General features: G+C 57.9%; 24 protein-coding genes. 10 read left to right on the top strand and 14 right to left on the bottom strand.

The annotated features are described in order from the left end of the window. The first annotated feature begins 62 nt into the window (after nucleotides 1-62). Genes AC8GDA_RS01565 through AC8GDA_RS01555 form a run of 3 tightly spaced genes read left to right on the top strand, consistent with a single transcriptional unit; the run spans nucleotide 63 to nucleotide 2,798 of the window. Nucleotides 63-1,133, top strand: coding sequence for a hypothetical protein (locus AC8GDA_RS01565; protein WP_506556568.1), 1,071 nt, complete (start codon nucleotides 63-65; stop codon nucleotides 1,131-1,133). After that, complete coding sequence (locus AC8GDA_RS01560) at nucleotides 1,114-1,905, top strand: hypothetical protein (RefSeq protein WP_506556567.1); 792 nt, start codon at nucleotides 1,114-1,116, stop codon at nucleotides 1,903-1,905. Before AC8GDA_RS01565 ends, AC8GDA_RS01560 begins: the two co-directional genes overlap by 20 nt. Nucleotides 1,906-1,928: 23 nt before the next feature. Continuing rightward, nucleotides 1,929-2,798, top strand: coding sequence for a Wzz/FepE/Etk N-terminal domain-containing protein (locus AC8GDA_RS01555; protein WP_506556566.1), 870 nt, complete (start codon nucleotides 1,929-1,931; stop codon nucleotides 2,796-2,798). On the opposite strand, the gene AC8GDA_RS01550 is transcribed toward AC8GDA_RS01555, so the two are convergent. The 3 genes from AC8GDA_RS01550 to AC8GDA_RS01540 all read right to left on the bottom strand — a co-directional run bounded on the left by AC8GDA_RS01550 (nucleotide 2,749) and on the right by AC8GDA_RS01540 (nucleotide 5,440). Next, entirely contained in the window at nucleotides 2,749-3,573 is an 825-nt protein-coding gene (locus AC8GDA_RS01550; protein ID WP_506556565.1) for a hypothetical protein, read from the bottom strand. The two genes, AC8GDA_RS01555 and AC8GDA_RS01550, sit on opposite strands and share 50 nt — an antisense overlap. A 92-nt stretch (nucleotides 3,574-3,665) precedes the next feature. After that, nucleotides 3,666-4,514, bottom strand: coding sequence for a 3-methyl-2-oxobutanoate hydroxymethyltransferase (gene panB, locus AC8GDA_RS01545; RefSeq protein ID WP_506556564.1), 849 nt, complete (start codon nucleotides 4,512-4,514; stop codon nucleotides 3,666-3,668). Then, the gene (locus AC8GDA_RS01540; RefSeq protein ID WP_506556563.1) at nucleotides 4,511-5,440 is read right to left on the bottom strand and encodes a LysR substrate-binding domain-containing protein; all 930 of its coding nucleotides are present in this window, start codon (nucleotides 5,438-5,440) and stop codon (nucleotides 4,511-4,513) included. Before AC8GDA_RS01540 ends, panB begins: the two co-directional genes overlap by 4 nt. A gap of 102 nt (nucleotides 5,441-5,542) precedes the next feature. On the opposite strand from AC8GDA_RS01540, the gene AC8GDA_RS01535 reads away from it, so the two are divergent. Together AC8GDA_RS01535 and AC8GDA_RS01530 are read left to right on the top strand one after the other, a co-directional pair. After that, entirely contained in the window at nucleotides 5,543-5,794 is a 252-nt protein-coding gene (locus tag AC8GDA_RS01535) for an AbrB/MazE/SpoVT family DNA-binding domain-containing protein (RefSeq protein ID WP_506556562.1), read from the top strand. Beyond that, the gene (locus tag AC8GDA_RS01530; protein WP_506556561.1) at nucleotides 5,791-6,189 is read left to right on the top strand and encodes a type II toxin-antitoxin system VapC family toxin; all 399 of its coding nucleotides are present in this window, start codon (nucleotides 5,791-5,793) and stop codon (nucleotides 6,187-6,189) included. The genes AC8GDA_RS01535 and AC8GDA_RS01530 overlap by 4 nt, the downstream gene beginning before the upstream one ends. 12 nt (nucleotides 6,190-6,201) lie before the next feature. Here the strand turns inward: AC8GDA_RS01530 and AC8GDA_RS01525 are convergent, their stop codons facing one another. Further along, complete coding sequence (locus tag AC8GDA_RS01525; protein WP_506556560.1) at nucleotides 6,202-7,299, bottom strand: FAD-dependent oxidoreductase; 1,098 nt, start codon at nucleotides 7,297-7,299, stop codon at nucleotides 6,202-6,204. Nucleotides 7,300-7,375: 76 nt separating this feature from the next. Between AC8GDA_RS01525 and AC8GDA_RS01520 the strand changes: the two genes are divergently transcribed. The 5 genes from AC8GDA_RS01520 (at nucleotide 7,376) to AC8GDA_RS01500 (ending at nucleotide 11,798) form a co-directional block, all read left to right on the top strand. Next, nucleotides 7,376-8,002, top strand: coding sequence for an SCO family protein (locus tag AC8GDA_RS01520; RefSeq protein WP_506556559.1), 627 nt, complete (start codon nucleotides 7,376-7,378; stop codon nucleotides 8,000-8,002). 11 nt (nucleotides 8,003-8,013) lie between these two features. After that, nucleotides 8,014-9,366 (top strand): chromate efflux transporter, encoded by a 1,353-nt coding sequence (gene chrA, locus AC8GDA_RS01515; protein WP_506556558.1) that lies wholly within the window; start codon nucleotides 8,014-8,016, stop codon nucleotides 9,364-9,366. Between the two features lie 21 nt (nucleotides 9,367-9,387). Continuing rightward, nucleotides 9,388-10,092 (top strand): nicotinate (nicotinamide) nucleotide adenylyltransferase, encoded by a 705-nt coding sequence (nadD, locus tag AC8GDA_RS01510; RefSeq protein ID WP_506556557.1) that lies wholly within the window; start codon nucleotides 9,388-9,390, stop codon nucleotides 10,090-10,092. 96 nt (nucleotides 10,093-10,188) lie between these two features. Further along, nucleotides 10,189-10,833, top strand: a complete 645-nt coding sequence (gene rsfS, locus AC8GDA_RS01505) for a ribosome silencing factor (protein ID WP_506556556.1) — start codon at nucleotides 10,189-10,191, stop codon at nucleotides 10,831-10,833. Further along, nucleotides 10,830-11,798 carry a class 1 fructose-bisphosphatase gene (locus AC8GDA_RS01500; protein WP_506556555.1) on the top strand — a complete coding sequence of 323 codons (969 nt, stop codon included), beginning with the start codon at nucleotides 10,830-10,832 and terminating at the stop codon, nucleotides 11,796-11,798. Before rsfS ends, AC8GDA_RS01500 begins: the two co-directional genes overlap by 4 nt. Nucleotides 11,799-11,858: 60 nt before the next feature. Here the strand turns inward: AC8GDA_RS01500 and AC8GDA_RS01495 are convergent, their stop codons facing one another. The 10 genes from AC8GDA_RS01495 to asnB all read right to left on the bottom strand — a co-directional run bounded on the left by AC8GDA_RS01495 (nucleotide 11,859) and on the right by asnB (nucleotide 24,335). Next, a complete protein-coding gene (locus AC8GDA_RS01495; RefSeq protein ID WP_506557167.1) occupies nucleotides 11,859-12,107 on the bottom strand; it encodes a type II toxin-antitoxin system Phd/YefM family antitoxin in 249 nt (82 codons plus the stop codon). Between the two features lie 181 nt (nucleotides 12,108-12,288). After that, nucleotides 12,289-13,611: a DegT/DnrJ/EryC1/StrS family aminotransferase gene (locus AC8GDA_RS01490; protein ID WP_506556554.1), complete on the bottom strand. Its 1,323-nt coding sequence runs from the start codon at nucleotides 13,609-13,611 to the stop codon at nucleotides 12,289-12,291. A gap of 114 nt (nucleotides 13,612-13,725) precedes the next feature. Next, nucleotides 13,726-14,376 carry an acetyltransferase gene (locus tag AC8GDA_RS01485; RefSeq protein WP_506556553.1) on the bottom strand — a complete coding sequence of 217 codons (651 nt, stop codon included), beginning with the start codon at nucleotides 14,374-14,376 and terminating at the stop codon, nucleotides 13,726-13,728. Beyond that, nucleotides 14,373-14,978 carry a sugar transferase gene (locus tag AC8GDA_RS01480; protein ID WP_506556552.1) on the bottom strand — a complete coding sequence of 202 codons (606 nt, stop codon included), beginning with the start codon at nucleotides 14,976-14,978 and terminating at the stop codon, nucleotides 14,373-14,375. Before AC8GDA_RS01480 ends, AC8GDA_RS01485 begins: the two co-directional genes overlap by 4 nt. Next, nucleotides 14,975-16,192 carry a glycosyltransferase family 4 protein gene (locus tag AC8GDA_RS01475; RefSeq protein ID WP_506556551.1) on the bottom strand — a complete coding sequence of 406 codons (1,218 nt, stop codon included), beginning with the start codon at nucleotides 16,190-16,192 and terminating at the stop codon, nucleotides 14,975-14,977. The genes AC8GDA_RS01480 and AC8GDA_RS01475 overlap by 4 nt, the downstream gene beginning before the upstream one ends. Nucleotides 16,193-16,211: 19 nt before the next feature. Beyond that, a complete protein-coding gene (locus AC8GDA_RS01470) occupies nucleotides 16,212-17,975 on the bottom strand; it encodes a heparinase II/III family protein (protein ID WP_506556550.1) in 1,764 nt (587 codons plus the stop codon). A gap of 117 nt (nucleotides 17,976-18,092) precedes the next feature. Next, nucleotides 18,093-19,184 carry a non-hydrolyzing UDP-N-acetylglucosamine 2-epimerase gene (wecB, locus tag AC8GDA_RS01465; RefSeq protein ID WP_506556549.1) on the bottom strand — a complete coding sequence of 364 codons (1,092 nt, stop codon included), beginning with the start codon at nucleotides 19,182-19,184 and terminating at the stop codon, nucleotides 18,093-18,095. A 7-nt stretch (nucleotides 19,185-19,191) separates the two neighbouring features. After that, on the bottom strand, nucleotides 19,192-21,471 hold the full coding sequence (locus AC8GDA_RS01460) for a bi-domain-containing oxidoreductase (RefSeq protein ID WP_506556548.1): 2,280 nt from the start codon (nucleotides 21,469-21,471) through the stop codon (nucleotides 19,192-19,194). 81 nt (nucleotides 21,472-21,552) lie between these two features. Further along, nucleotides 21,553-22,341, bottom strand: a complete 789-nt coding sequence (locus AC8GDA_RS01455) for a class I SAM-dependent methyltransferase (protein ID WP_506556547.1) — start codon at nucleotides 22,339-22,341, stop codon at nucleotides 21,553-21,555. A gap of 14 nt (nucleotides 22,342-22,355) precedes the next feature. After that, nucleotides 22,356-24,335, bottom strand: coding sequence for an asparagine synthase (glutamine-hydrolyzing) (gene asnB / locus AC8GDA_RS01450; RefSeq protein ID WP_506556546.1), 1,980 nt, complete (start codon nucleotides 24,333-24,335; stop codon nucleotides 22,356-22,358). Between the last annotated feature and the right edge of the window lie 32 nt (nucleotides 24,336-24,367).

The following is a 24,367-nucleotide window of genomic DNA, read 5'->3' as shown; positions in this document are numbered from 1 at the left end:
AGATCAGCCTAGAGGAACTCGCGAGGACAGTCTTTGAGTTCGTCGCTCAGACCTGGCGGTGGATGGCCTTGGGCGCTGCTTCATTCGGACTGGCTGCCGGCGGCTTTACGCTTGTATCGCCGAAATACGAGTCCTCCGGGATGCTGCGCACACCCGGTCTCTCGATTGGTATTTGGAGAGACAGCAACGAAATCCTGCGCTCCACGAGCGCTCGTGAAGCGTTCCTGTCTCTGGGGCCGGACACTCCCGCCGCAAGGTTTGCTGCCGCGCACTTCGGATCCGAAACCTTTTGGGACAACCAGGTCAAGCTTGCAGCCTCCGTCACTAAGAAGGACTTGAAGGATATGGTCGGCCTCAAGGAAGAGGCAAACCAACTGCTTGGCCTTGAAATAAAGGCGTCGGCTCCCACCCCCGAGGAAGCACACGCGGGTGTGCTGGCCACAGGCGCATTCATCCGAGACGTTCTTCTGTGGCGTCACTTGAGGCAGATCATTCAGTCCGCGGTCTTGTCAGCCGAGAAGACACAGACAAACATCGAGAGCCAATTCATCAAGGCGGACGAGGATATCCGCAAGGCTCAACGCCGCATCAGCGAGCTAAAAGCGGTGCTCTCCAATTACCCAGAAGCACGGCGACTGGAGAGCAACACAGTGGTGAGCATCGAAGGTGGCGGCAATCGATTCATGAGCCCCATCGCTCAGATCGTGGCGCTGGAGACTGCAATCTCCGATGCGAATGAGTTGAAGCGCAATGCTGACCGGCTTTTGATTCAGGCGAAATGGTCTGGGCTCATGGCCCAACGAATTGCTGGACTTCCAGAACAACACCGCACGGGCCAGTCTCTCTTGACTGCACTTGAAACCGAGATTAAAAATGTCTTCGACGGGGAGGGCACGCTGCCTCAGCCCGCGCGAGAGCTACAACTGGGCCTGCAACTTCAGCTCCTGGAATCCAAGCAACGGTATCTCGAGTTGCATCACTTCCTCACGCCGCCGTCAGTCCCAGAGGGATCCTCAAGATCGGGGGCCCGATACATCACCATCGGAGCCATGGGTGGATTGTTCCTGTCTATCTTTGTTCTGTTGATGGTTCGCCTTTTTAAAAGGCTTCGAAATGCGCCCGCTGCTGCTTAGCACCCTCGCCCTCACCTGCGCAGTGCTACCCCTGGGCAATGCTTCTGCTGAGATGTATCGCCTGCAACTGCGATTTTCAGACCAGGCAGGCGTGCCTACCACCACGGCCACAGCCCGAAAACTCCTCGGGCAAGACGTCACCATCTCCGACTTTGATGAGCAGTTCAAGCCGCAGGCCGATGGCAAGACCTATCGCTTAGAGGCGGAGATCCCCATGCCGAGGACAGTGGCCTTGGTCTCCAAACTCGACAAGGTGAGGCGACTGTCCGAGGGGTCGCTCACCAAGGCCGGATGGCTCGGACACCGAATGCTTGAACAGCGCGGCACGCGCTCAGACATCCTCGAGGCTCGGCTCTCCCCAAAGCGGGATCGGATCACATTCCTGCGCAATCAGAAGACCGTGGAAGAGAAGCGAGTCGATGGCCTCGTCACGGACCTCATGAGCTTGCCGTATTTGTGGATGGGCAGACCCGTGCAAGCCAAGCCTCTGACCATCTCTGTCTTTGACGCGAAAAAGCTGCATCCAAAGCAAACCTTTGTGGCCTCAAGGATGGAGATCATCTTCAACAAGAGCCGCGTGAATGTGGTGCAGTTCCAGTTGAAGAGAACGACCAGTGCGGATGCGAACCTTCTACTGTGGATCCGGGAGGCTGACGGTGTTCCACTTCGAGTCGAACTGGGCCTTGCCGAGAAATACGGGGTGTCTGCAGTGTCCTATCCCGTCCAACAACCTGCCGTTGCGACCACAACAACCACGAGCAAGATGCGTTAAAAAAATTTGTCATACTCTCGGAGATGAAAGCCCAGTCTCCGCAGCAAGACCCAAACCTCCACCCCTACGACGACGATGAAATCTCCCTCTGGGAGATCTTCGACACCCTCCGAGCCCGCTGGAAGATCATTGCGGCCTTTGGCATCGCGGCCCCGGCCCTTGCCTTTGTGGCCACGCTCTTCATCCCCAACCAATACGAGGCCCGCGGCCTGGTGCAACTCGCCAAGGTGGGCAACCTGCAGGCGGCCATCCGGGGGGATGGCGGTCTCTCCACCCAGATCGAGTCCATTCCAGCCACCCTTCAGCGCCTCCAGAGCGATGCCTTTGCCTTGAAGGCCCAGAGTGCCCTGGGCTTCTCCTCCTCGCTCACCGGCAAGGAGCCCAAGGGCACGGGCCTGCTCGAGCTCACCGCACGGGCCGCCTCGCCAGAGCAGGCCAAACAGGCCGTGGAATACGCCATCCAGAGCCTCGCGCAGCAGCACGCCCAGCAGGCCGAGAGCACGGTGCGCAACCTCGAGCAATCGCTCGCGAGCACGCAGAACGAGCTGCAGTCCACCCGGGCGCTGCTGCAAGATTTGTTGGGCAAGACCGGCAGCCTCTCGCGCATCGACCCCACCATTGCCGTGATGATGGGCCAGATGCAAGGCCAATTGGTCACCCAGCAGGCGCAACTGGTGGAGCGTCAACTGCGCTTACAACTCGCCCTCTCACCCCTTCACACCGAGCCTACCAAGGCCGTGGAAGAGGTCATCCTGCCAACGGGCGCGGTCTACCCCAAGACGCGGCTCGTCACACTCGTGGCGCTGCTGGGGGGCTTGTTTTTGGGTGTGCTGGTCGCACTGCTCACGCAGGCGTGGGCGAATCGGAAACAGGAGACGGCTGCGGCCGCTTGACACGCCGCAAGACCTGAACCACCAACATGACCATGCCGCCCAGCAAGAAGCCCAGGGCGGCAAAGAGCTCGGGCCGAGGGAAGACGGGCGCAATGCCCACCGACACGACTGGCTCGACAAAAAGCCGCGTGGGGAAGATTCGGTTCTCATCGAATTGATTGCGCAGGTTGAAGGCCTGGTCTGACAGGCTGCGCACCAGGCTCTCCTGGGTTTGCAGAAGGCTGCCCTTCAGAATCACATCCCCCGAGGACTGCCCACCGGCCGATGCAGAGCGCATCATCCGAGCCGCAAAGCCATCGCGCATGGCCGTGGCCCTCACCAATTCCGCCTCCACCGACTCCAAGTGCAGCCGCATGCGCTCCAAATAAGGCGCCACCCGCTCGGCATGCACATCGGCCAGGGCGCTCACATAGGCCTTCGAGATGTCCAAGGCCCGCTCGGCGGTCTCTGCTCGGGTGGTGAGCTGCACGAGCTCAGTGTTGCGCACAGGGTCGATCTTGATGGTCGCCGTGACCTGGGCATCGCCCAAGGCCTGACCCACCCGTGCCCGAAAGCCATCGGTCTTGATGCGCTCAATCACCACGGCCGGGGGCTCGGCGCGGCCCAGGCCGCCCACCTCGGCAATTTGCACCAAGGCCTTGATCTCGTATTGCTTGGGCAGGGCGAGGCTCAAGACCAATCCCAATCCAAGGCCGCCAACGGCCGCAGCAAGCAGCGAGACCCACGTCTCCAAAAAGAAATCGATCAGGTCTGTGATTGAGAGTTCGTCATCCATCTAGCGGATGACTTTAAGCGGTAAAACTAAATTGTCAAAAGGGTTTTTCTTATCGGGGGGGGGGAGACGAAAAACTTATTTAAATCAATGTTTTAAGACTCGAATCCATGCTCTGGGCCTGGGTAGGTGCCATCCTTCACTTCCCGCACAAAGGCCGCCACGGCCGCCTGCACGCTGCCCTCCTGGGCTAAATAGTTCTTCACGAACCGGGCCTTGCGCCCGGGCGTGACATCCAGAATGTCGTGCAGCACCAGCACCTGCCCACTGGTGTGGGGCCCAGCCCCAATGCCAATGGTGGGCACCTTCAAGGCCTGCGTGAGCCGCTCTCCAAGCGGCGTGGGAATGAGTTCCACGAGCACCATGTCTGCGCCGGCGGCCTCCAGCTGCTGGGCCTCGGCAATGAGCGCATCACCCGCCGCACCGCGGCCCTGCACCTTGTAGCCCCCCAGGGCATGCACACTCTGGGGTGTGAGCCCCAGGTGGACGCACACGGGCACACTGCGGGCCTTCAAAAAAGCCACGGTCTCTGCCAGCCAGGCACCGCCCTCAAGCTTGACCATCTGCGCGCCCACGGCCATGAGCGCGGCCGCATTCTCATAGGCCTGCTCGGGCGAGACCTGGTAACTGCCAAAGGGCATGTCGGCCATCACCAGGGCGGCGGGCTTGGCGCGCGCCACGCAGGCTGTGTGATAGGCCACGTCTTCTAGCGTGACGGGCAGTGTGGAGTCGTGGCCCTGCAAGACCATGCCCAGGGAATCGCCAATGAGCAGAATCTCCACTCCCGCGGCATCCAGCACATGGGCAAAGGATGCGTCGTAGCAGGTGAGCATGGTGAGCCGCTCACCCTTGGCCGCAGCCGCTGCCAGCCCCGGCAGGGTCACGGCCTTGCGGCGCGCCACAGCACCCTCAGCGCCCCCGGCGCCTTCACTTAGGTATGTCATGCCTCCTCCTTCATCACGGCCGCCCGCAGGGCCTCCTCGGTCACCCCACGCGCGCAGAGCCTTGCAAAATGGGCCACATAGCCTGGCAGCAATCGGCCCCTGCGAAGCGCAATCACCGAGGTGTTTTCTGCAAAGAGTTCGCTCGCATCCAACAAGGCCAAGCCTGCGTCAGAGGCCTCATCGTAAGCCACCGAGGCAATGAGGCCCACCCCCATACCAAGGGCCACATAGGCCTTGATCACATCCGCATCCAGGGCCTCGAGCACCACCCGGGGCTTCAAGCCCGCCTTGGCAAAGGTGGCATCGATCATGCCGCGGCCGGTGAAGCCCTCGTGGTAGGTGACGATGGGGTGCTCGGCCAATGCTGCCAGGCTGAGCAGGCCGCCCGATGCCAGGGCATGCTCTTTGGGCACCACCACCCCATGGAACCACTTGAAAAATGGGAAGGTGACAAAGCGCGGGTTCTGGGTGAGGGACTCCGTGGCGATGCCGATGTCCGCCTCGCCAGACTCCACCAGGTCTGAGATCTCCGGGGGGCTTGCCTGACGCAGCACCAACTGCACCTTCGGAAAGCGCTCCCGAAAGGCGCGCACGATCTCTGGCAATGCGTAGCGCGCCTGGGTGTGGGTGGTGGCCAGCACGAGCCGGCCTTCATCGGCCTCAAAGACCGACTGACCCACCGCCCGCAGGTTTTCAATTTCTTGAAGGGCGCGCTGGGCATGCTCGGCCACGGCCACGCCGGCCTCGGTAAAGCCCATCAGGCGCTTGCCCTTGCGCTGAAAGATCTCCAGGCCCAACTCCTCTTCCAACTCCTTGATGGCCTTGCTCACCCCCGACTGCGAGGTAAAAAGCGCCATGGCCACCTCGGTGAGGTTGAAGTCGTGGCGGGCGGTTTCCCGGAGGATGCGCAGTTGTTGCAGGTTCATGGGCTTGAGACTAAAAGAAAACGGTCTGACGCGCAGGGGGCACTGGCCCCAGACTAATTCTTACAGTAAAGTAAGACATACTTTAAAAGTAAGGAAATTCTCATGGCCACCGCCACCATCACCAGCAAAGGTCAGGTCACCATTCCCAAAGGCATCCGAGAGGAGCTTCTTTTGAGTTCGGGGGATCAACTTGACTTCAGCATCACTCCCCGAGGGGAACTGTTGGTCAAGCCCATGACGCGAAGTGTCTCGGATGTATTTGGTCGTCTTCACCGCACCAAGCAGGCGCCAGTCTCTATTGAGGCCATGAACCAGGCCATTCACAAACGCGTGGCTGGGTTCAAGAAAAAGTGAAGGCCATCGACACCAATGTCCTGGTGAGGTTCTTGGTCAACGATGAGCCCCGTCAGTCCAAGCTTGCCCGAGACTTGTTTCACAAGGCCGAAGTCTCCCGAGATCGCTTGTATGTTTCCAACATGGTTCTGTTGGAGACCCTCTGGGTGCTGGAGTCGGCCTACGACGTCGACCGCGACAGCCTCCTCGAAACTCTCCACGAACTGCTCCTGATGCCCGTCCTTGCCCTGGAGAGCCGGGAGCTGGTGCAGGCCGTCATGGCCAGCGCCCGAGCCGGCAAGGCGGAGCTAAGCGACCTTCTCATCGGCCATGCCGCCCAATTGGCCGGATGCGAGACCACCCTCACCTTCGACAAGTTGGCGGCTCGACTTCCCGTATTTCAGTTGTTGGCCTAGACGGCTCGGCGCTCAGCCCCCCCTGCGCTGATGGGCCCGCAGAACAAAGCGGGCTGGGTCCACGGCCTGCCACAGGCGGCCCTGCGGGGGTTCATCTTTCAAGATCCAGCGGGCCAGGGCGCTGGCGGCCATGGGCGCAATGGACAAGCCCCGAGAACCCAGGCCCAACAGGGCGTAGAGCCTGGCCTGCCGGGGCATCTGCTCCAGGCGAGACACACTGCGCGGCAATGGAGCGGCCGCGTCCCAGAGCTGCCCCACATGAGGAAGCCGATCTCGAGTGGCCACACGTACCGATGCCCGGCCTTGAGCCTGCGGCCAACGGTCGGCAAGAGCTGCCGCAAGACCTGGCAGCAGGGTCTCCAAGCGCAAGCGGTTGCTGGCGTGGCCCTCGGCCGTGACGGGCCAGGGGGACGCGGCGACGGCCGCCCCCTCCGCAAGCCGCTCAAAGCTCGCCCCCACCACCAAACGACCCTGCACCACTGGGGCCACATAGCCATCTCCACACACCACCTGCGACGGGCCCTCATGCGGCTGCGCGGGCAGCCATGACAACTGCCCCGCAATGCGGTTTAAGCACAGGCCCGACGCCCATGGGGCAAGCATGTCCCCCGCCGCACAGACCACCACGGCCACAGAACCCTCCCGAATCTCCTCAAACTGCGCAGGCCCAAGCCGTGCGTTGAAGTGAGCCGTGAGCCTCCCACCCAGCCGGGCACGGGCATCTTCCAGGCAGGCCGCCACCAGTGCCTGCGGCTGTATCCAGCCTCCTGAGGTTTCCACACTGGGCTCCACGCCGGGCTCCACATTCCCCTGCGGCATCAGCAGCGCACCACACCGGTCTGCCCAACCGGCCGCCAATCCACCGAGTGACTCACACCAGGCCCAGGTCTCTTCAATGCCTGCCGCGTAGAACTGACTCGCCAGGTTCCAGTCTTTGGACACCAGCGGGTGCATCACCCCGAGGGGGTTACCCGAAGCCCCCGTGGCCGGGGCGCCTGCGGCCTCGTAGGCCACCACCTCGGTGTCGGGCCCAGCCGATTGGGCGAGCGCCCGAACCATGCAGGCACCGGCAAGGCCCAGGCCAATCACAGCGATTCGTTGTTTCATCATGGGGAGAGGGGGAAACACCAAGGGCAAGGCAAAATGCGCGAACTTTCGTAAGGGGTCGGACTCCTATACTAGGGCCATGACAGTCACCCTTCCCACCCCCCTCCGACGCTCTCGAACATCCTATCTTCGACGCCTCGCGCCTCTCGCCTTTCTGGCGCTTGCGGCCTGCTCCCCAAAGCCCGCCGCCTTCAACAGCATGGATGTCACCGGTGCCAACTGGGGCCAGGCCTTCAGTCTGCCCAACCTCGATGGCGAGATCACCACCGAGAAGAGCTTCCCCGGCAAGGTCACCGCCGTGTTCTTTGGTTTCTTGTACTGCCCCGATGCCTGCCCTGCCCACCTGCAGAAGATGCAAGAGGTAAAGGCCCAGTTAGGGCCAGAGGCCGATAAGCTTCAGGTGGTGTTCATCACCGTGGACCCGGAGCGCGACCAGCCCGAGGCCTTGAAGAAATTCTTGGCCTCATTCGACCCGAGCTATGTGGGCCTTCGCGGCTCGCGTGAGCAGACCGATGCCCTCACCAAAGACTTCCGCGTGTATGCCAAGAAGGTGGAATCTTCGGTGGCCAAGGCAGACCCCATGAGCTACACCATCGACCACACCACCTTCACGTATGTGTACGACACCAAGGGCGCCCTGCGGTTGGTGGTGCCCGCCGGCCTGGAAGTGGACAAACTCACCGCAGACATTCGGCAGTTGCTTTAGCATCTGGGGGAATGAACCCCCCCGCCACTTACAGCTTTTGGCGTGCCCTTTCTTTTTGGGCCATCCTCGGCTGGACATCCTTTGGTGGACCGGCCGCCCAGATCTCCATGATGCAGCAGGAGCTTGTGGAAAAGCGCCGCTGGATCTCCCCCCACCGCTTTCTTCACGCCCTCAATTACTGCATGGTGCTGCCCGGCCCCGAGGCTCAGCAGCTCGCCACCTACATGGGCTGGCTGCTCCACGGCCCCTGGGGCGGCGTGCTCTCCGGGTTGCTCTTCATCCTGCCCTCGCTGCTCATCATGTCAGCCCTGGGGGCGCTCTACATCACCTTTGGCCAAGTGCCCGAGGTGCAGGGCATGCTCTATGGCTTAAAGCCCGCCGTGCTCGCCATTGTCATGGCCGCCTGCATTCGGCTGGGGCAAAAGGTTCTTCACGGCACGCTCTGGTGGAGCATTGCCTTGGGGGCGCTCGCGCTGCTCAGCCTGGGTGCCTCCTTCGTGTTTGTGATTGGCGTGGCTGCGCTCGTAGGCTGGCTTGCCTACCTGTTCTCACGCACGCCCCTGCCGGGCCTGGCCGTGGCTGCCACCCAGGCCCACGCCCCACTCACGCCCGACCGACCGCCCTACATCATTGATGACCACACCCCGCCACCTGCGCATGCCCATGCGGATGCCAAGCACCTGCTCACGGCCGTGGCCGCGGGCGTGGCGCTCTGGGCCTTTTGCTATGGACTCATTACGGTTTACTTCCCCGGTGCGCTCTCGGAGATGGCCGCCTTCTTCACCAAGGCGGCACTCGTCACCTTCGGCGGGGCCTATGCCGTGCTGCCCTATGTGTTCGATGTGGCCGTGGAGCAGCGGCACTGGGTGTCCACCGCGCAGATGATGGATGCCCTGGCCCTAGGCGAGACCACACCAGGCCCGCTCATCATGATCAATGCCTTCATCGGGTTCGTGGGGGCCTCGCAACATGCAGACTTGGCCTCGCTCAGCATCCTTCAGGCGGGCGTGCTCGGGGCCGTGGTGGTCACCTTCTTTACCTTTTTGCCCTCGTTCATTTTTATTCTGGCTGGTGCCCCCTGGGTGGAAGCGAGCCGCAGAACCCCCGCGCTCATGGCCCCGCTCACGGCCATCAGCGCGGCCGTCGTGGCCGTGATTGTGGATCTCGCCTTCACCTTCTCCCAGCACATCCTCTGGCCCACGGCAGGCTCTGGCCTTATCTCTTGGCGAAGCCTGGACATCGTGGCCGCGGTCATCTCGGTGATGGCCATCCTGCTAATGCTGCAGTTCAAGGTGGGCATGATCCGCACCATGATGGTCTGTGTGGCACTGGGCCTGGCTGCCAGTGTCATGGGCCTGCCCTAGTGGGCGAGAAGGCCAGATGCCATGACGGCCGCTGATCCACTCGCCACGCCAGCGCTTCCCGCCCTCGGGCTCTTCGGTGGCCGGTTCGACCCCGTGCACCGTGCCCATGTGGCCATGGCCCAGGCGGCTGCTGACCAATTGGGCCTCTCGGAAGTGCGCTGGCTCGTCACCGCCGCCCCCGTGCACAAGCCCGCGGTGGCCAGCCCCGCACAGCGGCTGGACATGGTTCGCCTGGCGCTGGATGACCTCGGAGACCCCCGCATGGTGGCGGACGACCGAGAGATCTCCCTCGCCCAAGGTGGACGGGCCAACCCAACGTGGGTGACAATTGAATCGCTGCAGCGGGATTTCCCGGGCCGCCCCTTGGTTTGGATCATGGGAGAAGACCAATTGCAGGCCTTTACCACCTGGCACCGCTGGGAGTGGCTCGTTCAGAACATGGCGCTTGCGGTGTGTGCAAGGCCGGAGTTACGAGGGGTCGAATCGACCGGCGCCAATCCCGAAGAACGAGGTGCAGAGGAACGACCAAGGAGGGTGCCCCAGCAGCGCACACTGGATCGAGCCCCACCCGGCGCCCGCATTCTGCCCGTGTCCTTCACCGCAGACGCTGTGTCCTCCAGCCAGGTGCGCGAGGCAATTCACAGGGGGCTGCCCATCGATGCCCTCGTGCCCCGGGCTGTGGCCCGGTTCCTGGAAACCCACCCGGTTTACACCTCGGGCGGCTAGGCTGTTGGCCAGACCGACTCGGTTTACCATCCATCTATTTGGAGCCACGCCCTGAACACTGACCTCGCCCGCCTGCAATTCCTTGTGGTCGATGCCTTGGAAGATGTCAAAGCCCAAGACATCCAAGTCTTCGACACCACCCCCATCACCACCCTCTTCGACCGCGTGGTGCTCGCCAGTGGTACCAGCAATCGCCAGACCCGTGCACTCGCAAAAAGCGTGCATGACAAGGTTCGTGAGGCCGGCGCCCCGGTGCTGAGCATGGAAGGCACCGATACCGGTGAGTGGGTGCTCGTGGACCTGGGGGATGTGGTCGTGCACATCATGCAGCCCGTCACGCGAGACCACTTCCGCCTGGAGGACATCTGGGGCGAGGTGTCTGTGTCGCTGGAGGAGATCACCAAACTATTTCGAAAGAAGGCGCCGGCGAGGAAGCCTGCTACCAAGCAACCCAGCCGTGCGAAGCCTGCGAGCGGGCAGGGAGCAGCAGAGAAACATGCATTGACGAAGAAACCCCTGCCGAGGCAGCCTGCCGCAAGCACACCAGCAACTGAGAAGCCCTCAAGCAAGAAGACCCCAGCGAAGAAGCCAGCAGCCAAGACACCGACAGGAAAGAAGCCGGCCTCCAGTAAAGCGCCAGCCAAGAGGCCCGCCGCTCCAAAGCCCCCGACTGGCAAGCCAGCCGCAGAGACGCCCTCTGCTAAGAAACCTGCAGCCAAGAAGAAGGCCGCACCAAAGTGAAGACCCTCGAGCACTACCTCGATGAGGCCCAAGCCACAGACGACCTAAAGCGCCTACTGCTTCAAATCGCCGCAATCTGCGCCGAGATCAGCGGCCAGATCTGCCTGGGGGCACTTGCTGATATTCACGGGGATGCTGGTACTGGGAACGTGCAGGGCGAAAAACAAAAAAAGCTCGATTTAATTGCCAACGAGCTGTTTGTTGAAGGGTTGTCGAGATCTAGAGTGGCTTGCGGTTTGGCCTCAGAGGAGATGGACCATGCAGTGGATGTGCCTGGGGGCGCTCGCCTGCTCGCGGCCTTTGACCCCTTGGATGGCTCCTCAAATATCGATGTGAATGTCTCGATTGGTAGCATATTTTCGGTGCTTCCTGCACCAGCTGAACACCGCCCCATTCGAGACGCAGACTTTCTCATCCCTGGCTCCAAGCAAATCGCTTCCGGCTATGCCATCTACGGCCCCGGCACCGAACTCGTCATAACCATTGGGCAAGGCGTCTATGGCTTCACCCTAGATCTCAAGAAAGGCTTTTGGTTTCAAACCAAGGGGCCCATGCGCATCCCAGAGGAAACACAGGAGTTCGCCATCAATGCCTCCAACGCACGGCATTGGCATCCACCCATCCAGAGCTACATTAATGAGCTACTGGCTGGAAGAACCGGCCCTAGGGGCAAGGACTTCAACATGCGCTGGATTGCCAGTATGGTGGCCGATGTTCATCGCATTCTCTGCCGAGGCGGCGTGTTCCTCTACCCAGCGGACCAACGCGAACCAGACAAACCCGGCAAGCTAAGACTTCTCTACGAGGCCAACCCCATGGCCCTTCTCGTGAGCGAGGCCGGGGGTAAGAGCACAAACGGAATGGAAGATATTCTCACGATCCAGCCTGCAACCCTTCACCAAAGGGTTGCGGTAGTCACCGGTGCAGGTGACGAGGTCGCACGAGTCGCCAGCGCCGGTTATTAACCCTCACCGAACACAATCCCCCCGCGCCGCTGACCACCGAGTTATCAAGCACAAAAGACATCAGTCCAAGCCTTCGCGAGCAATGGCCTTCAAATCACCCTCAAGCGATACCCCACTTCGAAGCAGGCGCAGTCGATCAAAGACCTGCTGCACTCGCTCCCCTTGCTGGGGTGATCCCTCAGTGGGGTACACCACGAGTTGCACCACAGGCTTGCCGCGCCGTGTTACCGCCACGGTCTCACCCCGCTTCACACGGCTAATAAGTTTTGATAAGTGGTTTTTCGCCTGTGCCAAAGGTACGTTTATCATGTCTAGACCTTCCAAAAAGTAGCTAACCATATTGTGCACAACACCCCGCCACTTTAAGTAGCAAGGCTCTAGCCGCACTGCCGGAACTGTCGCTGCAGATTGTGGAATTCGCCCGCGAGCACGGCAGCTGACGCGGTATTTGGTACGGATTGAAATGGAAATACTTGAATTGAGTAAACCGTCACCGAATTACGGCACAGCGGAGAACCTGGGTGATGGCGTCTTGGGTCTTACGAATCTCCGCCTGCGTCAGCGTGGGGTGCACCAAGAACATCATCGAGGTCTCGCCCAGCTCTTTGGCCACGGGCAGTCGCTCTTTGGGGCGCCAGCCGGTGCTGTCGAAAGCCTTCTCCATGTAGACCTCGGAACATGAGCCCATGTAGCAGGGAACGCCCCGGGCATGGATCTCTTCAATAATTCGGTCGCGGCTCCAGCCGGGGGCTAGGTTTTCGGGGCGCACGTAGGCGTAAAACTTGTAGAAGGCATGCTGGCAACCGTGAACGGAATCATCCTCGGCCGGCAATGCCGATTCACGACTGCCGCCTCGAAGTGCCACGCCCTCGCCCGCAGCACCCAAAGCAGCCACGGCCTCACCCCCCTGACACCCCCCCCTTACCGGGCACCAATCGCACTGCATCTGTGGCACGCGCACCACCCCGCCCTCATCCGCAAACGGCAGCAGCGCCTCACGCAGCGCCATGGCATTGGCTCCACGCGCGGCCGTCCAGGCTCTCATGCGGCGCAGTTGTATACGGCCTATGGCACCTTGTATTTCCAGCATGCGCCAGTTGGTGCCAAAGCTCTCGTGCAGCCATCGAAACCCCGGCGGGTGCTCGCGCTCATACACCGCCGCATAAGTTTTGCCGTGGTCTTTATAGGCCCACATGGCGCGCCAAAGCGACTCATCGTTACAGGTAACCATGCCGCCCTCGCCGCCCGTGGTCATGATTTTGTCTTGGCAAAAGCTCCAGGCACCCACATGCCCAATACTGCCCACACTGCGCCCTTTGTACCGCGCCCCATTCGCCTGTGCGCAGTCTTCAATTACCTTTAGGCCGCGCTGGGCCGCCAGCGCCATAATGGGGTCCATATTGCAGGGCCAGCCGGCCAGGTGCACACAGATTACCGCCTTGGTTCGGGGCGTTAACACCGCCGCAATGGTCTGCGCGTTGATATTGCCGGAATTGCTATCAATATCGGCAAACACAGGCGTCGCGCCCGCATTCACCACGCAGGACACGCTGGCAATAAAGGTGCGAGGCGTAACAATTACCTCGTCACCCGGCCCAATACCTAGCGCCTTTAAGGCGACATCAAGCGCCAAGGTGCCATTGGCCAGCGCCAAGGCATAAGCGGTACCGGCCCAGGCAGCAAACTCCTTTTCAAATTCGCGGCATTCATCACCAGTCCAGTAGTTAACCCGGTTGCCTAGCAGCACGCGATGCACTGCATCGGCTTCCTCGGAAGTGAAGCTCGGCCACGGCGAGAACGGGGTATTGAGCATGGTGCGGGTTTAGGTGTTACTTAGCAGCGCGCGATGCACAGCGTCGGCTTCTTCGGAAGTGCAGCGGGGCCAGGGCGGAAAAGGGGTGTCTAGCATGGTTGCGGTCAAGGCGCCTCAAGCTTTTATTAGCGGCCGGGCGGGATTGCCCACAACCGTGACGCCGGGGGGAACGCTTTTGGTAACCACGGCGCCCATGCCCACCACAGCCCCACGCCCAATTACTACGGGCTGGCCCGGCTGACCCTGCTTAATAACTGCGCCGGCGCCGACATAGGCATGGTCTTCCACCGCCACATTGCCGTTACACATCACACCTGGGGCGAAGGTAACGAAATCACCAATAATGCAGTCGTGCTCTACGTAGCTGTACAAATTGGCGTGAAAGTGTTTGCCGATGCATATGTTGCTGGTGAGGGTAACAAAGGGGCAGAGAATAGCGCCCTCTTGCAGCTGCACATCGTCTAGTTGCACCACGTTAGGCGCCCGCACCTCAAAGAACGAGACGCCATCGTTCTCGCAGCGATCCGCCAGTTGCTCACGAATCTTGCTGTCTGCAATGGCTATATTGATGTAGCGGCTCGAGGCTGGTTCCTCCATCCACTCCCTGTAGGTTAACACCCTGTAGCCATTAAATTCGGTAGCGGGCGGGTTGTCATCCACAAACACCAGTTGGTGGGGTTCGCCGCGGGCATGCCATTGGTCGCGGGCCAACGGAATAACACCACGACCACAGCCACTGACGCCATAGATAGCTACTTGCTTCACGGGCGCTGCCCAGCCCTGCTGCCCCTGAATTTAGGCATGGTTGCCTCACCTTCGGCGCTTATTCCATCTCTCAGGAGCACCTTCTTCACTGTTAACCACAATATTTTTAGATCCAACCACAAGCTTTGGTTTTCCACATACCAGACATCCAGCTTGAACTTGTCTTCCCAGCTGATCGCATTACGGCCGTTCACCTGAGCCCAGCCGGTGATTCCAGGTCGTACCGCGTGACGGCGAGCTTGCTTTGGGGTGTAAAGCGGCAGGTACTCCATCAGTAACGGGCGGGGGCCCACAAGGCTCATGTCGCCCCTCAATACGTTCCACAGCTCGGGCAGTTCGTCCAGGCTAGTGGTGCGTAGAAACTTTCCAAATGGCGTTAGGCGGCCCGAATCGGGTAGCAACTGTTCATCAGGGCCGCGTTCGCTGGTCATCGTGCGGAACTTTACTATCTCAAAAGGGCTGCCATGCAGGCCCGGGCGAATCTGGCGAAAAAAGATTGGGCCACCGAGATTTCGGCTAATCAGCCAAGCTAGGATTAACAGTGGCAAGAGAAGAATTAAGAGCGCAACGCTGCAGACTGCGATATCGAAAACTCGCTTCATGTTTTCACTGCGGTTACCCACTCCACCCATCGACTTGCCAAAAGCTGGCGATTGAATTTTTCTTTGGCAAGGTCATGCCCACGTTGCCCCATAGCTTTGAGTTTCTCACGACTCCCGGCAGCTGCTTCTAAAGCATCCGCAAACGCCACTGGATTATCTGGCGGGACCGCGTATCCGCAACCCGCCTCTGCAATAATCTCCGCTAGCCAGCCGGGGTAGTTATTCAACACAGGCACGCCAGCAGCGATATAGTCAAAAAACTTGTTAGGAGATGTTCCGAAATAAAACGCTGGAATGTTCGCAAGAATCTGCATTCCAATATCAGCATTCGCCATGAGCCCAGCAAGTTTCTGCTTGTTAACCGGGGGATGAAACACTACGTTGTCTAGACCAAGACTCTTGGCGCGCGCCTGAAGAGCAGGCTTAAGCTTGCCATCGCCAATTAACACCAGCTTGATGTCGTTTCTTTCCCGTGCCTTTAACTCCACTGCGGCATCTAGCACTGCATCAAGGCCGTTGGCGATGCCATGCGTTCCGGCGAAGACAGCCATAAAATCAGCAGGCGAGACGCCCGAAGGCCGCCAAGGCTCAACGGGCTGAGAGAAGATTCCCAGATCGCAGCCGTTCGGCACCATCGCAATTTGGTCTTGATTAACCCCCTTCGAGGCTATGCCATCAACAATTCCAGGCGAAAGCCCAATGAGACGGTGCGCTGATCGATAGCTTGCCCATTCCAAAACCGCCATTGCCCACAACACTATTGGATTTCGAATCACCCCCATGGCTTTAGGTAGTTCCGGCCAAAGATCGCGTACTTCAAAAACAAACGGCTTAGCACGCAGCCATCGTGCATAAATTCCTGGGATGCCGGCCGTTAAGGGTGTGGTTGTCGCAAATAAAACATCATACTTTTCTGTAGAAGCTAACTTAACACTTCGCAGTGCGTACTGTAGAAAACTAAAAGTTCGTTTGACAAAGCCATCTGCGTTGGAATGGGCAAGATCAAACTCAATAACTTCAATATTTTCAACCCTTCCACGACGGCATCCGTTCATAAACGCGCCGTCAAGCCCCGTAGCACCCCCCGCGTACCCCCCGCAAACCATCGTTACCTCATGGCCAGATGCGATCAATGCCTTTGCCATCTCATACGAACGAATACCGGTTGCACCGCTCGGCGTGGAGAAGTGTTGGTGGAAATACAAGACTTTCACTACCTCTTCTCTCCGGAGATCAGTGCACCTGGCGCACTACCGTTGTCAGGCACCCCGGCGTAGCGACAAAAACCTCAAGCACTGGCAAAGCCTGCAGGTCGAGATAATAGCGTGACTCCCAACCTTTCAGGAGCTGGATCTTTTCAATCGGTGCGGTTGACTCTATGTGGAGATTGAAACTTTGGTTAGTAATCGAACGCCCTTGCACTTGCCAATCACCAGGGGCCAAGCGCCAGCGAAGCACAGCGTGCTTTTTAAACCCGCTTATGTGATCCGTTACACGCAGCTCAGACTCGCTAAGCTTAATCTCTCGATGGTGTGTCGCGCCCTGCCAGTCTCGATAGCCTGCGCTTGCAGAGAGCGAATCGGCTAAATCGGATTCATAAAGCTTCACCCCCTTAGGTTCTAGCCATTCGCCTCGTAAGAACCGACTTACCTTGGGCATAGGCTCGCGACTGTCAAACTGAATAGTATTGTGCCCTGCGCAACCTGTGAAGTAGTCAATAGTCTCCACATCGCTGTTATAGCTGAAACTTCCTGCATCCGGCAGCAGGTTAAATGAGCGATGCCATAAGTCAACGTGCAGGGCATCGCAGTGTCCCGGGCGAAAACGATAGAAAGGATAGCGAAAAAGCAGCGTCCATGGCCCTTTATTGAGAAGAATGTAGCCAGCTGCATTGAAGACAGGATCTTTTCGACTGTCGCCGCACAACGGCTTAGAGGAGGTATCTTCTGAGCTCTTCAACTCCAGCCAAGCAAGATGGTCTTGAACCAGCTTTACATCGGAATACACTGACTCGTCAGCAAAGACTCGCGCCGCAAGTGCTACGCTGGGCCGATAGTCCCGATAGTCGGCATTCGTTAACGGCAAGAGATTCGAACCGTCGTTAGCACCTAGATTCGGTGCATCGCCAGTATCGGGGTTGATCATTGCGCATAGCCAACGAGTCGCGGCTTTTGCACGCTGGTAAAAGGATTCAGAAAACCGGGGTAGCTCTAACCAAACACGCCACACCTCTGCGACGCTTAACGTATCAAGCATTAGCCGGTGATAATTTACTGAATGCTGGCTAAAGCTTCCGCTCGATTCCACTAAATTAGCCACGCGATTTTCAAGCCAGTTACACCCTAGCCTTGCCCAGTGTCCACCCTCTCTCACACCATGGGCATGTAACCATGCCCCCCCCGAGAACAAAGCTACTGCCTCGGAGGTGGCATGGTTATTATCCTGACCAACTGCATAATCGATTGTTGGTGCAATGCGAGCGAGATGCGCTTCAATCAACGATACAAGTTCCTGCTGTGGGGATTTGTCCTGCTGTAGAAACCTTGCGGCGATCATTAAATGCAACACTCGAATTGAGGCTTCTTGCCCACACTTCCAATTTGGGCCGCAATATGCTGGGTTCTGCCTTACCCAATCGGCAAGCCATATATTAAGGCGATCTAACTCCCCCTTACTGCCTGTAACGGCCCGCTGCGCAAAAGCCAAAACCCAATCAAACCTGGATGCTTCCCAAACAGTTTTAATGTCACCAGCACCGCTTGCAAAGTCAGAGACTTGCCACCAGGATTTGGCACTTTCTGATACACGCGCACCCGTGAATGGGTTTAAGTGCCAGTCTGGGGGATGATCACTAATTGGAAAGTGATGACGACCGAAGTAAAGAGCCGTTTTCTGCCAGTGCCCAGGAGGTTCTAAATTTAAGACGCATTGGGGGGTGTTAAAAAAAATCTCCCCACCAAGCTCACGTTTTACACGCTGAGCAGCGTGAAAACCCAAGCGCAACTGGGCACGGTACCAGCCCACACGCCACAGGTTCCGGGCACCAAGGCGCCAACAGGTTCGAAATTCGAGTAAGCAACTAGCCAAACAATGTTGGGAGGTTCTCAAAACCTACTACCGCAGTAGCTGCTCGAGCTGCGCAACGATACGCTCGCCGGTCTTACCATCCCACAAGGGAGGGATGCTACCCCGCTTCCATTGCCCGGCAAAGAGTTTTTCAAAGGCCGAGGCAAGGGTAGCAGGGTCAATGCCCAAAAGTTCGTTGGTGCCCATAGAGACTGTTTCGGGGCGCTCGGTGGAAGAGCGAAGGGTCATACAGGGCACGCCCATAACGGTAGTTTCTTCAGTTACGCCGCCCGAATCAGTGACAACGGCCTTAGCGTGCTCCACCAGATAACTAAACTCTAAATAGGGCTGTGGGTCTACCATGTGAATGTTTGCGGGAAAATCGTCTAACTCACGCAGTGTTTTTACCGTGCGCGGGTGAACGGGAAAGACTACGGGCATGTTGCGTGCGCTGCTGCTTATAGAAGAAAGCAACCGGCTGAAAGAATCGCCTTTATCAACATTGGCGGGTCGATGCAGCGTTACTACGAAATACTCATGGGGCTTCAAACCTAGCGCGTCGAAAAACTCGGGCTTGGCAAAGCGCGATTGGTTTGCCAGGAGGGTATCGATCATGGTGTTGCCAACAAAAAAGATTCGCTCGTTGCTAACGCCTGCGCGACGGAGGTTCTCGTTGGCCACTTCACTGGTAGTAAAAAAATAATTAGTGATAGAGTCAGTGACCATGCGGTTGATCTCCTCCGGCATGGTCCAGTCACCGGAACGAATACCGGCCTCGACATGGGCCACGGGCACGCAGAGCTTTTGCGCGGCAATGGCGCAGGCCATGGTGGAAGTAACATCGCCCACCACCAAACAAAGATTGCATTTTTCCTGCAACAGCAGCTTTTCGTAGCCGATCATAATTCCGGCGGTTTGTTCAGCCTGTGTGCCAGAACCTACCTCAAGGTTGACGTGCGGCTGCGGAATGCCCAGCTGGGCAAAAAAATCGCCCGACATGCGGGCGTCATAGTGTTGGCCGGTGTGCACCAGTCGGTATTTGAGTGGGCTGCCCAGCGATTGCCGCACTTCAATCGCCCGAATGATGGGGGCGATCTTCATAAAGTTAGGGCGAGCGCCAGCGATGATATCGATGAGCATGTATTTGTTAACTCGCTAGCTTGATCGTCATTTCGGCGACTTCGAAAATTTCAGAGAGTGGGATTGAACCGTTGAATCGCCGCGACTGCTGGGCGGCCTCGCGATGATGGATACTTGGTTCATCCTTATCTTGATGTCGGATACTATCCACAAACGCCTTCACACATGCCGCCTGACCCTTATCCTGACTCCACAAATTCATCTTGGAAAAACCGGGCCAGCCGTAGCCGGAGAGTTTGCGAAAATTATCAAGCGCGAGTACGCGGCCATCGGTAAAGACCTCGAGCCGCTCTTTGGGGAATGACTTGCTGCCGTTGGCGAAATAGTGAATGGCGCCCATCGAGCCGTCTGCGAATTTCAGGGTGATTGAGGCGGTGTCGCGCGTGGGACTCACCATAAAACTGCGGTCGAATTCGGTGATTGGCGCGGCGGCCAAAAAGCGCAACAGGTCTATAAAGTGGCAGGCTTCACCGATAATGCGGCCCCCGCCAGATTCAGAATCTTGTGTCCAGTGGTCGGGCGGGATTGCGCCTGCGTTGACGGTCATGATGAAGGATTTCGGCGCAGTGACTGTATCGAGCAGCTGTTTAATTTTTTGGATGTGAGGCGAGAAGCGGCGGTTGAAGCCAACCATCAAAATAGGCCCGTTATCGCAAGGGCCATCGGCCCGTGGCGATCCACAGGCGGCGCGAATCTCCTCCAACTCCCCGAACGTCAAACACAACGGCTTTTCCACGAACACATGTTTACCCGACTTTAACGCAGCGACCACCTGCTGGGCATGGGCGTTGTGCCGTGTGGCGATTACTACGGTGTTAATGCGCGGACTATTCCAGATGGTGTTTAGGTCGGTTGTGGCCTGGGCAAAGCCCGCCTTGCGACCATGGTGCACACTGCTCACGCCGGTGCTACTGGCCAAGATGTTGAGCTCTACGCTGGCCTGCTTAAATGCGGGAATCAGAATACGAGAGGCGTAGTTGCCAGCGCCTATGAAGCCAACCACCGGAGTAGATTGCTCCGCGGCTAAGCCGCTGGAAACGGCGGCTGGCGCATCGCTACTCTGGGTAACAACAGGTTCATTGCCAGGCGGCACAGTTGCGTGCAGCCCATCATGCACGCGACTAGCTCGCAACGCTATGACACGATCCACCGATTCCGCCGTAGTTCCATCGCCTAAAAGCTTCGCTCTATCGGGGTACTCAATCACAATTCCCAGCGCGCTCGGGTCATCCAGCAACTCATACGCTTTCGCCGCATCCTCAATTGCAAAGCGATGCGTAATTAGCGGCTTCACATTCAAAGTGCCCGCCGCCATCATATCGAGCACAGCCTCGAAGTTGCGCTGCTGCGTCCAGCGCACAAAACCAATTGGGTAATCGTGGCCCTGGTCTTCATAGGCGGGGTCGTAGCGACCTGGACCGTACGATGCAGACACCTGAAAGCTGAGCTCTTTTTTATAAAAGTCATCGCGGCGCAGGTTTAGGCCCACCACGCCCACTAACACCATGCGGCCGCGCTTACGACATATCTCGGCGGCTTGGTGCACTACTTCGTCGCTTTTTGTTGATGCGCAGATCAACACAGCATCCACACCATTACCGCGAGAAAACTCTGCAGCTGTAGCGATTACATCCTCACCCTTTGATAAATTGACCGTAGATGCACCAAAGGCTCTGGCCAACTCGCAACGCGCTGAATCGAAATCAATACCCAGCACACGGCAGCCATTGGCGCGTAACATCTGTACTGTCATTAGGCCAAGTAGCCCCAAGCCTTGCACCACAATGGCTTCGCCAATTGTGGGCTGCGCCAAACGTATCCCCTGCAGGCCAATGGCGGCCAGCACCGTGAAAGACGCAGATTCGTCATCCACCAAATCGGGAATCTTCGCGCAGAGGTTCTTCGGTACCCGGACCACCTCTGCATGATGCCCATTCGACACCACTCGAGTTCCCACCGCGAAACCGTCTACGCCACTCTGAACTACCACGCCCGCATTGCAGTAGCCCAGCGCAAGCGGCTGGTCGAGCTTTGAGCGAACCGCTTCAATCGTTGGCAGGATGCCATCGGTGCGTACCTTCTCAAGCACTTGTTTTACTTTGTCGGGCTGCTGGAGCACTTTCTCAAGCAGGTTCGCCTTCCCGAAATTGACAAGCATGCGCTCGGTGCCGGCTGAGACCAGGGTGCGCGATGTTGTAATCAGCAGCTGGCCCGAGCACGGCGCAGGCGTTGGCACATCGACTACCTTACCGATGCCGTTTTTGAGGGATTGAAGCAACTGTTTCATCTATGTTGGCGAACTTTTGAGGCGGAGAAGCACAGGTCCGCCGGAGAAAGTACTGAGTGTGACTAGCAAACTGTCACCGAATCAGGGTTTCCTCGCCTCAATCATCATGCCCAGGCCAGCGCCGGGAAGGAAGTGGCGAATAAACCAACGGGGCCAAAGCTTTTTGGCGAGTGTTAGTGCCAGGCCACGGTGACGCTGGCCAACATCGGATTCGAGTAGATCGCCATGACCCAATGGAGTGGAAATTCGAACGTCAGTAAATTCGGCAAACAACTGCCGCGCCTCGGCGATTGAATAGGCCTTTGTACCCGGGCTCTCTAAATGTTCAGCGTAAACACTGCGCAAGCTGCGCCAAGGTTTGCCGGCAAGCAAGGCGTAGCGAAGCCAAAGCATCACGCCGACGATGCTCCACTTGTGGTACATCATGACCTTGGCTCGCCCGCCCCTCTTTAATACTCGAAACAGCTCTTGAATTGCTAGCGAGGTATTGGGGCTGTGATGGAGGACGCCCCATGAGTAGACCCAATCAAAGGTTTCATTTTCAAAGTCCAGATTTTCGGCGTCGCCAACCGCTAAGTGCGATGAGAGACCAAAGAGCTTTAGCCTTTGCCTCGTGTGCTCCACGGCCCGCTCGGTCAAGTCAATTCCATGAAGGTCTGCTTCAGCCTCAGCAAATCGCTGATGATCCGCACCTAGACCAACACCTATCTCCAACACCTTCATGTCTTTTGCCGATTCAAAGTCTGCGAATGTCAGAATGAAGGGCTCAAGGCGATAGCGCTCAGCCGATTGAGCCGAATAGCCCGCTTTATCATTAGTCGTAAGGTAAAGGTCTTCGCCACACGAAGCTTCGTTCCAGAAGTCATGCACTTGCAATTTTGTAGTCACGCCACCGCCTTAGAAAACTCAGGCACAGGTGCACTGGGGCGGTCGATAAAATGCCGGCACCAGAGCTCAATGCACATCAGCGATAGCAGCGTATAGCTTGCGTCGACCTTGCCCTGATCATTGGCACGAATTAGGTTTTGCACCGCAACGGGGTGAAACAGCCCACGGTTTCGCAGGCTGCTTTCGCCCAGAACATCGCCCAAGAGCTCCCGAAGCTCTACCCGCATCCAACGGCGTAAGGGAGCACCAAAGCCAGACTTGGGACGGTAGATAACCTCCCTTGGCAAATAGGGTTCCATGGCCTTCTTTAGTACCCACTTGCCTTCAGACCCCCGCTGCTTGAACCGCACGGGTATGGTTGCCGCGAATTGCACCAGATCAAGATCTAAAAACGGCACGCGCACCTCTACCCCAACCGCCATAGACATTTTGTCGGTGTAGAGCAAGTTGTGGTCTGTGAGAAAGAACCGCTGCTCAAGCGCGAGCATGCGCTCCAGCCGATGTGTTTCGGGCGGGAGTGCGGCCAGAAAATCCAACATGGGCTCCTCTGCCCGGCTATTGCCCAAGGCGGTTTTAAAATCCGCGCTGTAGAGCGCGGTTAAGTCCGCCTGATCGACCCATCGAAAGTAGTTCAGCAGCCGTTCATCACCCTCCAAACCTGCGCCATTAAATAGCTTGCGCAGGCGGCGCCCTAAGGGCCTAGTTGTATCCAGGCTGCTGGTTAATCGCTCTAATCCTAATCGGGCAGCCTGTGGCAGCCAAGACCAATACTTTTCAGCCATTAACGCTCGGTGGCGCCGATAGCCGGTAAAAAGGTCATCGCCCCCAGCGCCAGAGAGCAAGACCTTTATTCCCTGCTCGCGGGCGAGGCGGCTGATGTAGAGAACATTTAGGGGCGCTGGGTCTGCCAAGGGTTCATCACACTGGGCGACCATTGCAGGCAGATCATAGGCCATGCGGGAAGCGTCGATTCGCACCACTTCCAAGGGAACCTGCAAGTGCTTGGCTACCTGCGTTGCATAGGGAAGGTCACCGGTCATTCCCTCTTCAGTGGCACCCACTGCCTCGATTGTGAAACATCGAATATCAGGGTTTTGTTGGCGAGCAAAGGCGACAACGCTGCTTGAATCAAGCCCCCCAGAGAGGAACGCTCCTACCTGGACATCGGCCATCATTTGTCGGTGAACAGCCCGGCGGAGGAAATTCTTGGTTCCAGATATTGCTACATCTTCAGTCATAGAAAGGGAACCGATAGGCGATCTTAGTAGTGATGCCCGTGGAACGCTAAACCACTCGTTTCGTTCCACAATGACGCCCTTTTCCACCACTAGCATCTCACCGGGATTGAGTTTCTTGATGCACCGGAACGGAGTTTGATGTCCAGGACACCACAAAAAAGAAGAATAACGATTCAGCGCAACAAAATCCAGCTCTGGACCTTGTGAGCTACACGGTCGCAAAGCCTTCAGTTCGCTCGCAAATAATAATCCAGTTTCGTGGGCTGAATAGTAGACAGGCTTGATTCCATAAGCATCTCTGATTAAGAACAACCTCTTGAGGTCCGCATCCCATATCGCAAAAGCGAACATCCCGTTTAATCGAGTTAGAAACTCAAACGGACGATTTGAGAGATGGCGATTGTCCAGATATAGACGTAGAAGCACCTCGGTATCTGAATCCCCAAGGAAACTATGACCTTTGGCCTGAAGTTCAAGCCGAAGCTCTCGAAAGTTATAAATCTCACCGTTAAACACTAACGCCACCTTGCCATCACTACTGAGCATGGGCTGGTGACCCGATGCCGACAGATCCTGAATCGCTAGCCGAGTGTGCAATAGAGCGACGCCAAAATCGGGATGCCAAAATGATCCAAGATCGTCAGGACCGCGGTGCCGAAGAATTCTCCTTAGTGACTCTTGCTGAAAAGACAATTGTTTAGAGTTGACACTTCTAAAATAACCCGCAATGCCACACATCTATAGATTTCCAACCAGCGCGCGAACAATAA

The organism is Hahnella aquatica (SeqCode) (assembly GCF_965194505.1).
Taxonomy (GTDB): domain Bacteria; phylum Pseudomonadota; class Gammaproteobacteria; order Burkholderiales; family Burkholderiaceae_A; genus Hahnella; species Hahnella aquatica.
This window is presented reverse-complemented; position numbering and strand designations above follow the sequence as displayed.

Coding starts and splice junctions, on each gene's coding strand:
- AC8GDA_RS01565 (WP_506556568.1), top strand. CDS start 63: ATGGCCTTGGGCGCTGCTTCATTCGGACTGGCTGCCGGCGGCTTTACG.
- AC8GDA_RS01560 (WP_506556567.1), top strand. CDS start 1,114: ATGCGCCCGCTGCTGCTTAGCACCCTCGCCCTCACCTGCGCAGTGCTA.
- AC8GDA_RS01555 (WP_506556566.1), top strand. CDS start 1,929: ATGAAAGCCCAGTCTCCGCAGCAAGACCCAAACCTCCACCCCTACGAC.
- AC8GDA_RS01550 (WP_506556565.1), bottom strand. CDS start 3,573: ATGGATGACGAACTCTCAATCACAGACCTGATCGATTTCTTTTTGGAG.
- panB (WP_506556564.1), bottom strand. CDS start 4,514: ATGACATACCTAAGTGAAGGCGCCGGGGGCGCTGAGGGTGCTGTGGCG.
- AC8GDA_RS01540 (WP_506556563.1), bottom strand. CDS start 5,440: ATGAACCTGCAACAACTGCGCATCCTCCGGGAAACCGCCCGCCACGAC.
- AC8GDA_RS01535 (WP_506556562.1), top strand. CDS start 5,543: ATGGCCACCGCCACCATCACCAGCAAAGGTCAGGTCACCATTCCCAAA.
- AC8GDA_RS01525 (WP_506556560.1), bottom strand. CDS start 7,299: ATGATGAAACAACGAATCGCTGTGATTGGCCTGGGCCTTGCCGGTGCC.
- AC8GDA_RS01520 (WP_506556559.1), top strand. CDS start 7,376: ATGACAGTCACCCTTCCCACCCCCCTCCGACGCTCTCGAACATCCTAT.
- chrA (WP_506556558.1), top strand. CDS start 8,014: ATGAACCCCCCCGCCACTTACAGCTTTTGGCGTGCCCTTTCTTTTTGG.
- nadD (WP_506556557.1), top strand. CDS start 9,388: ATGACGGCCGCTGATCCACTCGCCACGCCAGCGCTTCCCGCCCTCGGG.
- AC8GDA_RS01495 (WP_506557167.1), bottom strand. CDS start 12,107: ATGATAAACGTACCTTTGGCACAGGCGAAAAACCACTTATCAAAACTT.
- AC8GDA_RS01490 (WP_506556554.1), bottom strand. CDS start 13,611: ATGCTCAATACCCCGTTCTCGCCGTGGCCGAGCTTCACTTCCGAGGAA.
- AC8GDA_RS01480 (WP_506556552.1), bottom strand. CDS start 14,978: ATGAAGCGAGTTTTCGATATCGCAGTCTGCAGCGTTGCGCTCTTAATT.
- wecB (WP_506556549.1), bottom strand. CDS start 19,184: ATGCTCATCGATATCATCGCTGGCGCTCGCCCTAACTTTATGAAGATC.
- AC8GDA_RS01460 (WP_506556548.1), bottom strand. CDS start 21,471: ATGAAACAGTTGCTTCAATCCCTCAAAAACGGCATCGGTAAGGTAGTC.
- asnB (WP_506556546.1), bottom strand. CDS start 24,335: ATGTGTGGCATTGCGGGTTATTTTAGAAGTGTCAACTCTAAACAATTG.